The organism is Sphingomonas sp. SORGH_AS_0438, assembly GCF_031453475.1.
Lineage (GTDB): Bacteria > Pseudomonadota > Alphaproteobacteria > Sphingomonadales > Sphingomonadaceae > Sphingomonas.
The window spans coordinates 2,068,200-2,082,161 of record NZ_JAVIZS010000001.1; the positions used below are offsets into that span (position 1 = coordinate 2,068,200).

Annotated in this window: 16 protein-coding genes; 7 read left to right on the forward strand and 9 right to left on the reverse strand. The window is 68.6% G+C overall.

Annotated elements, in window-relative coordinates; genetic code table 11:
* Positions 1-33: 33 nt before the first annotated feature.
* Genes QE452_RS09535 through QE452_RS09550 form a run of 4 tightly spaced genes read left to right on the forward strand, consistent with a single transcriptional unit; the run spans position 34 to position 1,574 of the window.
* Positions 34-471: a CoA-binding protein gene (locus QE452_RS09535; protein ID WP_309658015.1), complete on the forward strand. Its 438-nt coding sequence runs from the start codon at positions 34-36 to the stop codon at positions 469-471.
* Positions 472-510: 39 nt separating this feature from the next.
* Positions 511-786: a hypothetical protein gene (locus QE452_RS09540; protein WP_309658014.1), complete on the forward strand. Its 276-nt coding sequence runs from the start codon at positions 511-513 to the stop codon at positions 784-786.
* A 42-nt stretch (positions 787-828) separates the two neighbouring features.
* Positions 829-1,170: a hypothetical protein gene (locus QE452_RS09545; protein WP_309658013.1), complete on the forward strand. Its 342-nt coding sequence runs from the start codon at positions 829-831 to the stop codon at positions 1,168-1,170.
* Positions 1,167-1,574, forward strand: coding sequence for a hypothetical protein (locus QE452_RS09550; RefSeq protein WP_309658012.1), 408 nt, complete (start codon positions 1,167-1,169; stop codon positions 1,572-1,574). The genes QE452_RS09545 and QE452_RS09550 overlap by 4 nt, the downstream gene beginning before the upstream one ends.
* Before the next feature lie 11 nt (positions 1,575-1,585).
* On the opposite strand, the gene QE452_RS09555 is transcribed toward QE452_RS09550, so the two are convergent.
* Together QE452_RS09555 and QE452_RS09560 are read right to left on the reverse strand one after the other, a co-directional pair.
* On the reverse strand, positions 1,586-1,765 hold the full coding sequence (locus tag QE452_RS09555) for a hypothetical protein (RefSeq protein ID WP_125993106.1): 180 nt from the start codon (positions 1,763-1,765) through the stop codon (positions 1,586-1,588).
* Positions 1,765-1,941, reverse strand: coding sequence for a hypothetical protein (locus QE452_RS09560; RefSeq protein WP_309658011.1), 177 nt, complete (start codon positions 1,939-1,941; stop codon positions 1,765-1,767). The genes QE452_RS09555 and QE452_RS09560 overlap by 1 nt, the downstream gene beginning before the upstream one ends.
* 612 nt (positions 1,942-2,553) lie before the next feature.
* Here QE452_RS09560 and QE452_RS09565 point away from each other — a divergent pair.
* Positions 2,554-3,108, forward strand: coding sequence for a PEPxxWA-CTERM sorting domain-containing protein (locus tag QE452_RS09565; protein WP_309658010.1), 555 nt, complete (start codon positions 2,554-2,556; stop codon positions 3,106-3,108).
* A 41-nt stretch (positions 3,109-3,149) separates the two neighbouring features.
* Here QE452_RS09565 and hflX read toward each other — a convergent pair whose 3' ends face one another.
* The 7 genes from hflX to dusB form a co-directional block, all read right to left on the reverse strand.
* Complete coding sequence (hflX, locus tag QE452_RS09570; protein WP_309658009.1) at positions 3,150-4,436, reverse strand: GTPase HflX; 1,287 nt, start codon at positions 4,434-4,436, stop codon at positions 3,150-3,152.
* Positions 4,433-4,924: an RNA chaperone Hfq gene (hfq, locus tag QE452_RS09575; RefSeq protein WP_125993111.1), complete on the reverse strand. Its 492-nt coding sequence runs from the start codon at positions 4,922-4,924 to the stop codon at positions 4,433-4,435. Before hfq ends, hflX begins: the two co-directional genes overlap by 4 nt.
* A 124-nt stretch (positions 4,925-5,048) precedes the next feature.
* A complete protein-coding gene (locus tag QE452_RS09580) occupies positions 5,049-6,422 on the reverse strand; it encodes a sigma-54 dependent transcriptional regulator (RefSeq protein ID WP_125993112.1) in 1,374 nt (457 codons plus the stop codon).
* Between the two features lie 4 nt (positions 6,423-6,426).
* Positions 6,427-8,661 (reverse strand): ATP-binding protein, encoded by a 2,235-nt coding sequence (locus QE452_RS09585; protein ID WP_309658008.1) that lies wholly within the window; start codon positions 8,659-8,661, stop codon positions 6,427-6,429.
* 54 nt (positions 8,662-8,715) lie between these two features.
* Complete coding sequence (gene ntrC, locus QE452_RS09590; protein ID WP_309658007.1) at positions 8,716-10,131, reverse strand: nitrogen regulation protein NR(I); 1,416 nt, start codon at positions 10,129-10,131, stop codon at positions 8,716-8,718.
* The gene (locus tag QE452_RS09595) at positions 10,128-11,210 is read right to left on the reverse strand and encodes a nitrogen regulation protein NR(II) (protein ID WP_405052753.1); all 1,083 of its coding nucleotides are present in this window, start codon (positions 11,208-11,210) and stop codon (positions 10,128-10,130) included. Before QE452_RS09595 ends, ntrC begins: the two co-directional genes overlap by 4 nt.
* Positions 11,179-12,177, reverse strand: coding sequence for a tRNA dihydrouridine synthase DusB (dusB, locus tag QE452_RS09600; RefSeq protein ID WP_125993116.1), 999 nt, complete (start codon positions 12,175-12,177; stop codon positions 11,179-11,181). Before dusB ends, QE452_RS09595 begins: the two co-directional genes overlap by 32 nt.
* Before the next feature lie 88 nt (positions 12,178-12,265).
* On the opposite strand from dusB, the gene QE452_RS09605 reads away from it, so the two are divergent.
* Together QE452_RS09605 and QE452_RS09610 are read left to right on the forward strand one after the other, a co-directional pair.
* Positions 12,266-13,417, forward strand: coding sequence for a bifunctional 2-C-methyl-D-erythritol 4-phosphate cytidylyltransferase/2-C-methyl-D-erythritol 2,4-cyclodiphosphate synthase (locus QE452_RS09605; RefSeq protein ID WP_309658005.1), 1,152 nt, complete (start codon positions 12,266-12,268; stop codon positions 13,415-13,417).
* Complete coding sequence (locus QE452_RS09610; protein ID WP_309658004.1) at positions 13,417-13,959, forward strand: hypothetical protein; 543 nt, start codon at positions 13,417-13,419, stop codon at positions 13,957-13,959. The genes QE452_RS09605 and QE452_RS09610 overlap by 1 nt, the downstream gene beginning before the upstream one ends.
* Positions 13,960-13,962: the final 3 nt, after the last annotated feature.

A 13,962-nucleotide genomic window follows, 5' to 3' on the forward strand; every position in this document is an offset into this window, starting at 1 on the left:
CGGGCGTTATCCGGGTCCCATCGGAGATACGCCATGCCCCTGACCAGCGACGACGACATTGCCGACCTGTTGCGATCGGCCCGCACCATCGCGCTGGTCGGCGCATCGGATCGCCCCGACCGGCCGTCCAATCGCGTGATGGCCGCGCTGCAACGGCATGGCTACCGCGTCATCCCGGTCAATCCGCAGATCACCGGCGAACATATCCATGGCGAGTTCGTGTTCCGTGAGCTGGCGCAGCTCGGCGACCCGATCGACATCGTCGACATCTTCCGCAACTCGGCCGCCGCCGGGGCGGTGGTCGATGAAGCGATCGCAATCGGGGCCAAGGCCGTATGGATGCAGCTCGGCGTCATCGACCAGGCCGCCGCCGCCCGCGCCGAGGCAGCCGGTCTAAAGGTGGTGATGGACCGCTGTCCGGCGATCGACATTCCCCGTCTCGGCCTGACGCCGATCGAGGCAACATCTTAACCGGAGTCGCGTTATCCATGCCCTCGACAGGAGGGACCGATGCTCGCCTTGTTTCTAATGACCGCCGCGCCCCAGGACGCGGCACACCTGCTCCAGGCGGCCCGGGGTCGCCTCAATCCCGGTTGCGCGACGACCACCTGCGGCGAGCCGCCCCGCCGATCGCGGTATCGCATCGACTCCGAACCCATGGCCCAGGTCGACATGAAGGCGCGCGCCTTTGGCGACACCGGCATCGATTGCCGCACCGTCGGCGGCAAGCTCTGTACCAGCCGGCCACGCACGATCTTGCGGACGGACTTCACGGACTGGCCCTGATCGACTAGCGTCGTCGCGACAATCCTCCGGCGGGAGATGTGGATGCTGTCCGTGTTGCTGTTGCTCGCCCAGACCGACGACACGCTGTTGCGCACCGCACTGGAGAAAACCGCGGCCGAGCAGCGCTGTAGCGACTCCGCGACCGCCCGGACGATCACTGTCTGCGGTCGCCGCACCGCCGACCGTTATCGAGTCCCCCTGACCGTCGTCGAACTCGGCGACCCCGCGCACCGATCGGTCAGCGAAGAGCGCCAGGCATTGCTCCACCGGACGACACCGATCCAGGACCAGAGCCTGTTCCTGGTCGGCGGAGGCATGGCCGGTGCGACGATGACGACCGGCGGCCGCAATGGCAGCACCAGCCTGCGGCCCCTCGCCGAATGATCGCCGCGCTGCTCCTTGGTCTTCAGGCCGCGCCTGCCGTGCCGCAAAGCTTTTCGATCCTGGCGGACGATTGCGCGGCGGCCCGCTCGGCGGACGATCAGATCGTCGTCTGTGGCCGAAACGGCGCCCCGCCCCCTCGCCTGCCGCTCCCCGACGAGCGTCCGCCGCCCGATATCCCGCGTCAGCCGACCGGCGATCCGCGTGCGGGTCTGGAGAATGCCGGCGTTGGCGCCTGTGCCTTTCAGGGCTGTCAGGTCGGCGTAATGCTGCCGATCATCCCCGTCGCCAAGGCGGGGGTGGATGCGATCCGCCGCGCCCTGGCGCCGAAGGTGGATAAGTCGAAGCGCGTCGCGATCGACCTGGACGCCGCGCCGTCATCGCTGGAAGGCCGGCTGCAACCCTAAGCCGGACAGGATCAGCCCTGCGCCGCGACCCGCATCAGGTCGCGAAGCTGCCGCGTCAGGCTACCGCCCGAAATCTGCGCATGGACGCTGTCATAGCCTTCGCGGATCAGGGTCCGGCGCAGATCGCCCAACGTCCGGCATTGTCCGGCCCGCGCGACCTGAAAAGCGCGCTCCATCGTCGTCGCGGCCATCAAGCGAAATCCCCCATGTCTTCGGCAGAAGGCCGATCGGACGACTTGTCTGCGTCACCGTCCTCCATCGCCTGATCATAGGCGGCGCTCTCATCGGCAATCCCGGCCTCGACGCTACGATCGGCCGTATCTTTGAACGCCTCCGGAACCTGATCCTTCTTCTGTTCGTCCGACATCACTCGCTCCTCGCTGAATGTCTTTAACGCATGAGCAGAAATTTCGGGCCAATGGTGGTCGAGTGACCGGCGCACGAGAGAGCGGCCGATCGCGGCACGGGACATGTTGGAAAGACCCGTCCTGCGTTGCCGGCACGTCGATCACAGGTTCGATGACGCGGTGGGCGGCCATGGTCGATCCAATCTCGGCCACCGCAAGCAGCGATCAACGTGCCCGAGCCCGACGACACGACCGTAACCGGGAATCGTCCTTGCGAGCCCAGCGAAGCAATTCAGGGCGTCACGCGCGCAATCGTGGATTGCTTCGCTGCGCTCGCAAGGACGACTTGGGTCGACCCGATGTCATCTTGCTCTAACCGTCTTGGTCCGGGGCAAAGCCAGCGAGGGTCGACTGCCGATAATCGAACTCCGCCGAGGTCTTACCCCACCCAGCCAGCGCCTTCGCCAGCAGTACCTAATTCATGCCTTTGGCATTAAGCCGTTGCCACCTAACACATAAAGCATTGATGCAATCACCATCTACGCAAATATACCATCCGCGTTCCTACGGATTGCGCATTATCCACTTTCTGACCAACAGAGCCCCTGAAATTATTCAACGGGGTGTTTACCATGAAGAAGATCGCAGTACTTGCTATCTTTTCTCTAATTGCAAGTGGGCAAGCCCATGCCGAAGGCCTACTGGGAAAACGTATTGGAACACGCTATATATTTCCTAGCGAAGACGGGAGCATATACTATCCCGACGCCATCGTTACCGTCGATGGCCAGACCCCGATTAACATAGAAGGAAATTTTACAAAAAGTTTCTTGATGACATTTACCAATACAGGTCTCGACATCACCTTTATTCGAGACTCGTTTTGGAAACCGGCGTCTTTCAACGGTTTCAAAATCTGGGACGTGGACGGAACGCTTGGTGATTTTACCGCCAGCATCGCTTCGAGCAACATGGCGGGACTGACGGCGTCGAACATCCGCTATGACCAGAACAATATCTGGGTGAACTGGCAGGGCCTGTCGTTCAACACCGCGACACGCGTGTCCTTCAACATCACGGCAGCGGCCGTGCCGGAACCGGCGACCTGGGCGCTGATGCTGACCGGCCTGGGCCTCGCCGGCCTTTCACTGCGGCGGCGCGCACGCGGGGCCAGCGCTCTCGCTTGAGTGGATGGCGGGACGGCGTATCGTCCGTCCCGCCACTGATTTCAGCGCTGGAGAAAGCGCTCATAATCCGCCGGGTCGAGGCGGACCTCGACATGGCTTTCCAACTCCTCCGTCTCCTGCCGCACCACCTCGCCATGCGCGTGGAGCCAGGCCAGCCCCGCCCCGTCGCCCGCATCGAGCGTCAGGTGATAGCGGCGGTGTCCGGCGGTCAGCCGGGCGGCGATCTTGACGGACAGATCGTCGATCCCCTCGCCGGTCAGTGCGGAGATGGCAAGCACATCGGTGCGCCGCTCCGCCGCCGCCAGCAGCTCGGCACGGCGTTCGTCGTCCAGCAGGTCGAGCTTGTTCCACGCCTCGAACCGGGGCGTGGCGGGGTCGACGCCGATCTCCTCCAGCACCGACTCGACATCGGCGCGCTGCGCCTCCGTATCGGGATGGGCGACGTCGCGGACATGGACGAGCAGGTCGGCGGATACCACCTCCTCCAGCGTCGCCTTGAACGCCGCGACCAGCTGGGTCGGCAGGTCGGAGACGAAGCCCACCGTGTCCGACAGGATGGCCTTGTCCAACCCCGGCAGCGAGATCTGCCGCAATGTCGGGTCCAGCGTCGCGAACAGCAGATTCTCGGCCATGACATGCGCGCCGGTCAACCGGTTGAACAGCGTCGACTTGCCGGCATTGGTATAGCCGACCAGCGCGATCACCGGCCAGGGCGCGCGCTGTCGACGGTCGCGGTGCAGGCCGCGCGTGCGGGACACCTGGTCCAGCTCGCGCCGCAGCCGCGCCATACGGTCGCGGATCATCCGCCGGTCCGCCTCGATCTGCGTCTCGCCGGGCCCGCCCAGGAAGCCGAAGCCACCACGCTGCCGCTCCAAATGGGTCCAGCTCCGCACGAGGCGGCCGGCCTGATAGTCGAGATGGGCGAGCTCGACCTGCAACCGTCCCTCGGCGGTCGCCGCCCGCTCGCCGAAAATCTCCAGGATCAGGCCGGTGCGGTCGATCACCTTCGCGCCCAGCCCCGTCTCCAGGTTGCGTTGCTGCACCGGGGTCAGGGCGGCGTCGACGATCACCAGCGACGCCTCCTCCATGCGGACGCGCGTCGCCAGTTCCTCGACCTGCCCGCTGCCGATCAGCGTCGCCGGGCGCGGCTGGCGCACCTTGAGCGCGACGCGGTCGACCACCTCCAGCCCGATCGCGGCGGCCAGGCCGGCGCTTTCCTCCAGCCGCGCCTCGGCGTCGCGCGACGAATCGCCCCGGTCAGGCAGCAGCACGACGGCGCGCGCGCCGCGCGCGAATTCATCGCGGTCGCGATCGAAACCGTTGCTCAATCTTCCTGCGCCTCGGCCTGTTCCTCGGCCAGGTTCAGCGGCTTGGCCGGCTGGATGGTGGAGACGGCGTGCTTGTAGACCAACTGCACCATGCCCTCGCGCTGGAGCAGCATGCAGAACAGGTCGAAGCCAGCGATCTGGCCCTGCAGCATCACGCCGTTGATCAGGAACATGGTCACGCTGTCTTCGGACTTGCGCACCGCACTCAGGAACAGTTCCTGGAGCAGCGGCGACTTGCGCTGGTTCTCGCCGACCGCCTCGATGATCGGATCGACGTCGAACGCGCCGCCGGGCATGATCGTGGAGATGGCGTGCTTGTAGATCAGCTGCGACTGGCCGTCGCGCCGCAGCAGAACGGAGAAATTGTCGAACCAGGTGACGATGCCCTGCAGCTTCACGCCCTTGACCAGGAACATCGTCACCGGAGTCTTGGAGCGGCGCAGCGCGTTGAGGAACAGGTCCTGCAGCGAGGATTGCTTTTCGGCCATGAACAAGCCCTTCTTGTTGGCGGGCCGTGGCCCGCAGGAGTGCGCCGTTGTCCGGCGTCGGACGCCCGGCCTTGGCGGCCGGACCCTTCTTCTTAGCGTTGTAGCGGCCGAATCGTCCAGCCGGTCACTCTTCGCGCGTATCGGTGATGCCGAGCAGCTTGAGCTTCCGATGGAGCGCCGACCGTTCCATGCCGATGAAGCTTGCGGTGCGCGAAATGTTCCCGGAGAAGCGGCGAATCTGGACGCGCAGATATTCCCGCTCGAAGCTTTCGCGCGCCTCGCGCAGCGGCGCGCCCATGATCGCGGAGGGGCCATGGTCGCCACCCCGGTCGCTGCCCAGCACTTCGGCCGGCAGCAGGTCCAGGTCGATGCGGCCGATCCGGTCACCCGGCGCCATGATGATCGTGCGCTCGACGACATTACGCAACTGGCGGACATTGCCCGGCCATTCGTAGGATTGCAGCGCGACCATCGCGTCGGGTGCGACCTCCGGCGTCGGCACGCGGCGCTCGCCGGCATAATGGGTGAGGAAGTGATGGACGAGCGGCGGAATGTCCTCGCGCCGGTCGGCCAGCGGCGGGATCACCACCGGCACCACGTTTAACCGGTAATAGAGATCCTCGCGGAACCGGCCGCCGGCGATCTCCTCGGTCAGGTCGCGCGCGGTGGCGGAGACGACGCGGACGTCGACCTTGACCACCCGGCTGCCGCCGACGCGGGTGAAGCTCTGGTCGGTCAGTACCCGCAGGATGCGCGCCTGGGTGGTGATCGGCATGTCGGCGATCTCGTCCAGGAACAGCGTGCCGCCATGCGCCTGTTCGAGCAGGCCGGGGCGGACCAGGTCGCCGCCCTCCTCCACGCCGAACAATTCCTCCTCGACCCGCTCCGGCGTCATGTTCGCGGCGCTGACGATCACGAAGGGACCGGTCGCCCGCTGGCTCCAGCCGTGCAGCAGCCGCGCCGCCACCTCCTTGCCGACGCCGGCCGGGCCCATGATCAGCACGCGGCTGCCGGTGCCCGCCACGCGCTTCAGCGTCGCGCGGACGCCGTTGATCGCGCCCGAGCTGCCGGTCAGGTCGGTGTCGCGCGCGGCCAGGCTGCGCAGCGACGCGACCTCGCGCCGCAACCGCTCCGTCTCGGTCGCGCGCGCAACCATCAGCAACAGTCGCTCCGCCTCGAACGGCTTCTCGATGAAGTCGGCCGCGCCCTTGCGGATCGCCGCCACCGCCGTATCCAGGCTGCCATGGCCGGAAATAACCAGCACCGGGATCGACGGGTCGCGCCGCTTGATCTCGTCGAGCAGCTCCAGCCCGTCGAGCCGCGAGCCCTGCAACCATACGTCGAGCAGCACCAGCGACGGCCGGCGCTGAGCGATCGCCTCCAGCGCGGAGTCGCTGTCGCCGGCACCGCGCGTGCCATATCCCTCGTCCTCCAGCACGCCGGCGACCAGTTCGCGAATGTCCAGTTCGTCGTCGACGACGAGAATATCGATTGGCATCAGATCATGTCCGGTTGGTGGTCAAGGCGGCGAGTGGTCCCTCGCCGGTCGGTTCGGGCGCGGCATCGCCCTGGTCGAGCATCGCCAGATGCCCGGCGTCGAACATCAGCGTCACGACGGTGCCGCCGCCGTCGCGGTCGGCGAATCCGATCGTGCCCATATGCTCCTCGACGATCTTCTTGACGATCGCGAGGCCCAGGCCGGTGCCGCGCGCCCGCGTCGTCATATAGGGTTCGACGATTCGCTCGCGCGCGGGCGGAAGGCCGATGCCGTTGTCGGCCACCGTCACGCTTACCTCGCCGCGCGGTTCGCGCGCCAGCGTCATGGTGACCGCGCCATCGGTCGCGCCCTCGCGCCCCTCGATCGCCTCGACCGCGTTCTTGACGATGTTGGTGAGCGCCTGGCCGATCTGGCGGCGGTCGCAGACCAGAATCATCGGATCGTCCGCGTCGTGCAGCAGCGTGAAGCGGATGGCGGGATGCGCGACCTCGTGCAGGAACATCACCTCCTGCGCGGCGGCGACCAGCGTTTCCTCGCGGAACACCGGCTTGGGCATCCGCGCGAAGGAGGAGAATTCGTCGACCATCCGCCGCAGGTCGCCGACCTGACGGACGATCGTCTGGGTCAGCCGCTCGAACGTGCCGTCATCCGCCTCGATCCGGCTGCCATACCGGCGCTGGAGCCGCTCGGCGGCGAGCTGGATGGGGGTGAGCGGATTCTTGATCTCGTGCGCGATCCGTCGCGCCACGTCGGACCAGGCGGCGCGGCGCTGGTCGACCAGCTGCTGCGTCACGTCGTCGAAGGTCAGGATCGGCCCGGTTGCGGTGCGCGCGATGCGGACGGCCAGGGTGCGGGGCGGCCCGTCCTGTCCGACCTGCACCACCGCCTCGCGCACGGCGCCATCGACCAGCGCGTCGAGCTCGGGCGCGACATCGCGCAAGGGACGGCCGAGCACCCCGTCCGCATCGCGCCCCAACAGCGCGATGGCGGAGGCGTTGGCGATGCGGATCACCCGGTCCGCGCCGGTCGACACGACGCCGGCCGACACGCCCGCCATCACCGCCTCGATCAGCGAGCGGCGCGATTCGAGCTGGTCGTTGGCGGTGCGAAGCTCGGTATTCTGCTCCTCCAACCGCCCGGTCATCTGGTTGAACGCGCTGGCCAGCGTGCCGACCTCGTCGCGGTCGTGCGGGCCGGGCACGCGGGCGCTGAGATCGCCCCCCTCTACCCGCCGCGCCGCATCGACCAGCGCGCCGACCGGGCGGACCAGCCGGTCGGCGATGCTGAGCGCAATCCACACCGCCAGCCCGACGATCAGCAGCGATAGGATCAGTAGCGCCGCGTTGAAGCGCAGTTGCAGCGCGCGCGACCGAGATTGCAACGCCTGGTAATCCGCCACGATCGCGTCGCCGCGGCGCAACTGGGTGGCCAGTTGCTGGTCGAACACGCGCGCCGCGTAGAGATAGGTATGCTTGCCATAGTCGATCGGCACCAGGGCGGCGGCACGATCGGCGAACTGCTCGGTGGCGACGGGCGCGCCCCGGTCGATCTGCTGCATCATCGCCGGCGTAACGATATTCTCCATCGGCCGGCCATAGGGGTTGAGGACGATCAGCGGGTCCTTCTCGTCGCGGCGGACGATCATCGCCTCCGACAATTCGCGCTGGAAGGTCTGCACCGCCAGGCCTTCGGAGAAGCGCTTGCTGTCGATCGGCATCTGGCGAAGGTAGAGCGCGAGATCGAGGCTCATCGCCCGCGTCTCGTCGGCGACGCGCTGGATTTCCTTCTCGTAATTCTCGCGGACCAGGCTGGCGGCGTTGTTCAGCATCGACTGGGCGCGCTGCGACGACCAGAATTCGACGCCATATTGGAACAGCAGGGAGGCGACGATCGTCACCAGCAGCATCGGGATGGCGGCCGCGGCGGAGAACAGCGCGACCAGGCGGACGTGCAACTGCCCCGACCCGCCGATCAGCGAACGTGCCGCCCGCCGCCGGGCGATCCGCCGGCCGATCAGCATCAGGATGCCGATGCCGGGCACCAGATTGGCGACGAGCAGCAGCGCGAGGAGCGGCGGCGCGATGAATTGCTGCGAGGCGCCGGCGCGCGAGACGATGAAATAGCTGGCGATACCGATCGCGACCGCCACCGCCAGCACCGCGAGTTCGATCGCGGGCGTCACCGTAAACCGCCGCGCGGGCGCTTCGTCGGTCAGGTCTGGCGTCGCGGCAGCGATCATCCTGGCCGCCCTACAGCGTCAGATGTTGCATGAAAACCACATAATTGCCGACAATCACGATTTGGGTAAATCCATGCCCCAATCGTCCAGCCGCTTGCGCAGCGTATTGCGGTTGATGCCGAGCGCCCGGGCCGCCCGCAGCTGGTTGCCGCCATGGCGCGCCAGCATCGCTGCGATCAGCGGCCGTTCCACCTCGGCGATCACCAAGTCATAGAGCGTGCCGTCATCCAGCCGCGCCGGAGCCTCGCGCGCCAGCCGGTCGAGCAAGGCGCGCACCGCCGGCTCGAACCCGGCCTCGACCGGTTCGCTGGGGGTGCGGGGCGCGCCCATCAGGCCCCGGATCGCCTCGGCATCGATCACCGCATCGCGCGCCAGCACCGCCAGCCGACGCATCAGATTCTCCAGCTCGCGGACATTGCCGGGCCAGTCATGCGCGATCAGCAGCGCCACCGCATCGTCCGACAGGCGCCGGCGCGGCAGACCCTGGGCCGCCGCCTGGTCGAGGAAATGCCGGGCGAGCAGCGCGACATCCTCGCCCCGCTCCCGCAGCGAAGGGAGGGCGAGCGGCACGACGTTCAGGCGGTAGAACAGGTCCTCGCGGAACAGCCCGGCCGACACCTGGCCCTCCAGGTCGCGGTTGGTGGCGGCGACGATGCGGACGTCGGCGCGGATCGTGCGCGCGCCGCCGACCGTGGTGAACTCGCCGGTCTGGAGCACGCGCAACAGCCGCGTCTGCGCGTCGATCGGCATGTCGCCGATCTCGTCCAGGAACAGCGTGCCGCCCGCCGCCTGCTCGAACCGGCCGGCATTGCGCTGCCCCGCGCCGGTGAACGCGCCGCGCTCATGCCCGAACAGCTCCGCTTCGATCAGGTCGCGCGGGATGGCGGCCATGTTGATCGCAACGAAGGGCGCGGCGCGCCGCCCGCCCAGATCGTGGATCGCGCGGGCGACCAGTTCCTTGCCGGTCCCCGACTCGCCCGACACCAGCACGGTCAGGTCGTTGGAGACGACGCGGGCGATCACGCGATAGACATGCTGCATCGCCGGCGACCGGCCGATGAGGGGAAGCGCCGGGTCCTCGGGCGGCTGGCTGTTCTCCGCCGCCGTCCCGCCCCGCGCCAGCGCGCCAGCCACCGCGCGCGCCAGCACGTCGAGGTCGAACGGCTTGGGCAGATATTCATAAGCGCCCAGCTCCGCCGCGCGCACCGCCGTGGTCAGCGTGTTGCGCGCCGACAGCACGATGATCGGCAGGTTCGGCAGGCGCGCCGCCACCTCCTTCATCCGGTCGATGCCGTCGCCGTCGGGCAGGACGACATCGGTCAGCAGCACGTCCGGCGTGCCCCGCGCCAGCGCCCGGTCGAGTTGGGTCAGGCTGTCGACGGTGGAGACGACATGCCCCTCGCGGCGCAGCGCCTGCGCGATCACGGTGCGGATCGCGGCATCGTCGTCGCAGACCAGGACATGGCTCATCGCACGGCTCTCGGCAGCAGGAGGCGGAAGACGGTGGCGGCGGGCGCCCCCTCCCGCGCATATTGGACGATGCCGCCCATGTCGCGCACCAGCTTGTCGACCAGCGCCAGGCCCAGCCCCTGCCCCTCCGGCCGGCTGGAGACGAAGGGGTCGAACAGATGCTCAGCGATGTCGGCGGGCGCGCCGGGGCCGTTGTCGATCACGCAGATCTCGATCGGCAGCGGCACGCGCGGCTGGCCCGGCGCGCCGGCGCGGGTCACGCCGTGGCGATAGGCGGTGGTCATGGTGATGCACGGCGTCCGCTCGCCGCGCACCGCCTCCCGCGCATTCTTCAGCAGGTTGATCAGGATCTGGGTCAGCGCGTCGCGGTTGATCGCGGCGGGCGGCAGCGACGGGTCGTAGCGTTCCTCGATCCGCACGCCGCGCGCGAAGCCGGCCTGCGCCACCCCGCGCGCATGGGCGAGCAGCGGGTAGATATTCTCCCCCGCGATCGGCAGCGGGCGGGTGTCACTGAAATCCTGCATCCGGTCGATCAGCCCGGCGATCCGGTCGACCTCGGTGGTGATGAGCTGGGTCAGCTCGCCCGCGCCCAGCAGTTGCGCCGCGCCGCGGATGCCCGACAGCGGGTTCTTGATCTCATGCGCCAGCATCGCCGCCGCCCCCACCGCCGCGCGCGCGCCCGGCCCCCGCTCGCCCGCCGTGGCGAAGCGGCGCGCGCCGGCGGCATTGTGCAGCGTCACGGTGCGCCAGCCGGGATGGTCGGGGACCATCGCCTCGACGAAATCGACGCGCATCCGCACGCCCCGCGCGGTCGCGATCTCGGTATCGTAGATGGCGAAGCCATGGCCGTCATGCGCCTGCGCCGCCTCGGGCGGGGGCAGGATCGCGGCGAGCGGCTGGCCCAGCATCACCCGTTCGGACAGGTTGAGCAACTGCTCGGCCAGCGCATTGGCATGGGCGATCCGATCATCCGGATCGACCACCAGCACCGCGACCGGCAATGCGGCGAACAGTTCGGCGAATCCCGGACGGCCCCGGACGCCGGGTTCAGGCAGCCGCACGCCGCCGCCACGGCGCATAGAATTCGGCCAGCATCCGCTTCACCACCTCGGCGTCCGGCTGCTGGTTGACGGTGTTGCGGAACTCTGCCGAGCCGGTCAGCCCCTTGGTGTACCAGCCGATATGCTTGCGCGCCATGTTGACGCCCGTCACCGTGCCATAATGCGAGAGCATGGCGTCATAATGCTCCGCCACCACGTCATATTGCTCGTCCAGATCGGGGTCCGGCCGCCGCTCGCCGGTCGACAGGAAATGCATCACCTGCCCGAGCAGCCAGGGCCGGCCATAGGCGCCGCGCCCGATCATCACCCCGTCCGCGCCCGACTGTTCCAGCGCCGCGATCGAATCGTCGATCGTCAGGATGTCGCCATTGACCAGCACCGGCAGGTCGACCGCCTGCTTCACCTTGGACACGAAGCGCCAGTCGGCCTGGCCCTTGTACATCTGGTTGCGGGTGCGGCCATGGACGGTGATCATCCGCGCGCCCAGGTCCTGCGCGATGCGCGCCAGTTCGGGGGCGTTCAGGCTGTCATGGCACCAGCCCATCCGCATCTTGAGCGTGACGGGGGCGGACACCGCCTTCACCACCGCGTCGATCAGCTGCGCCGCCAGCTTCAGGTCGCGCATCAGGGCGGAGCCGGCATCGCCATTGGTCACCTTGCGCACCGGGCAGCCCATGTTGATGTCGATGATCGCCGCGCCGCGATCCTCGGCCAGCTTCGCCGCCTCGCCCATCTCATAGGGGGTGCAGCCGACGAGCTGCATCGACACCGGCTCCTCGGACAGGTGCCAGGCCGCCTTCTGGATCGACTGGCGCGTCTCGCGGATCGCCGCCTGCGACGCGATCATCTCGGTGACGTTGAGGCCCGAGCCGTAGCGGCGGACCAGGGTGCGGAACGGCATGTCGGTGACGCCCGTCATCGGCGCGAGCACGACGGGGCAATCGATCCGGACGGGGCCGATCTGGATGGGTTTGAAATTGTGCATAAGGCTGAGAACCGTCGGCTCCCTAGCGCAATTCCGGCCCTGCAACAAGCTATGGCCCCGGCCGCCCCGGTCCGCTAACCGGCGCGCCATGGCATCGCCCCGCACCCTGGCCCTGATCCTCGCCGCCGGCAGCGGCAGCCGCGCCGGCGGCCGCCGGCCCAAGCAGTTCGCCACCGTCGCCGGCAAGCCGATGCTGGTCCATGCCGTCGAGCTGCTCGGCCGCCATCCGGCGATCCACGGCGTCGTCGTGGTCGCCGCGCCCGAGCGGCTGGCGCAGGTCCGCGCGCTGATCGGCGACGTGACGCTGGTCGAGGGCGGCGCGACCCGGCGCGAGTCGGTCGCCGCCGGCCTCGCCGCGCTGCCCCCAGATACCGAGCGGGTGCTGGTGCATGACGCCGCCCGCCCCTTCGTCCCCTATGCGGTGATCGACCGGGTGGTCGCCGCGCTGGACGATCATGACGGCGCGACGCCGGTGCTGGCGGTGGCCGACACGCTGGTGCGGGGCGACGACTCGATGCTGGGCGACGTGGTGCCCCGCGCCGGCCTGCACCGCGTGCAGACGCCGCAGGGTTTCCGCCTTGCCGCGCTCCGCGCCGCCCATGCCGCCTGGCCCAAGGGGGACGAGGCGACCGACGACACGCAGATGGTGCGCCGGCTTGGCGGCGGCGTCGCATTGGTGCAGGGCGATCCGATGCTGGAGAAAGTCACCTATCCCGAAGACTTCGCCGCCGCGGAGTCGCGTGTTTCCTGGGAAAGCCGCTCGGCCAGCGGCTTCGACGTGCATCGGCTGGAGGCCGGCGAGGAATTGTGGCTGGGCGGCGTACTGATCCCGCACGACAAGGGGCTGTCCGGCCATTCCGACGCCGATGTCGCGCTCCATGCGCTGACCGATGCGCTGCTCGGCACGATCGCGGCGGGCGATATCGGCACGCATTTCCCGCCCAGCGACCCGCAATGGCGCGGCGCCGCGTCCGACCAGTTCCTGGCCCATGCCGCCAAGCTGATCGCCGACACGGGCGGGCGGATCGACTTCGTCGACCTGACGATCATCTGCGAAGCGCCCAAGATCGGCCCGCATCGCGCCGCGATGGTCGCGCGGATCGGCGAGATCCTGAACCTGCCCGCCGATCGAATCAGCCTGAAGGCGACGACCACCGAACGGCTGGGCTTCACCGGCCGGGGCGAGGGCATCGCGACCCAGGCGATGGCCACCATCAGCCTGCCCCGGACGCCACGCTGATGCGGATCGCCTTCCGCCTCGCCGTGCTGCTGGTGGTGCCGGCGCTGCTCGCCAGCCCCGCCGCCGCGCAGCGCCCCTGCCTGACCGACGCGGAGGCCGAGTCGCTCGCCACCGTCGCCCTGCCCGACGTGATCCGCGAAACCGGCCGCGTCTGCGCGCAGCGCCTGCCCGCGACCAGCCTGATCCGCAGCGGGGGCGGCCCGCTGATCGCCAAATACCAGGCCGCCGCCGACCGCGCCTGGCCCGCCGCGCAAGGCGCGATCGCCAAGCTCAGCGACCCGGCTGTCACCCTGCTGCTGCAATCCGAATATGCCCGGCCGGTGCTGACCAGCCTGATCGCGCCCCTGGTCGTCGGTCGCGTCGCGATCGAGGATTGCGGCACCGTCGACCGGCTGGTCACGTTGCTCGAACCCCTGCCGCCCGCCAACACGGCAGGCGTGATCGTCACCACCTTGCGCTATCTGAAGGCGGACCATGCCCGGTCCGGGGCCAAGTCCGGCAAGACCGGCCTGCCCGAAATCCCGCTCTGCCCGCAGCCGTGAAGA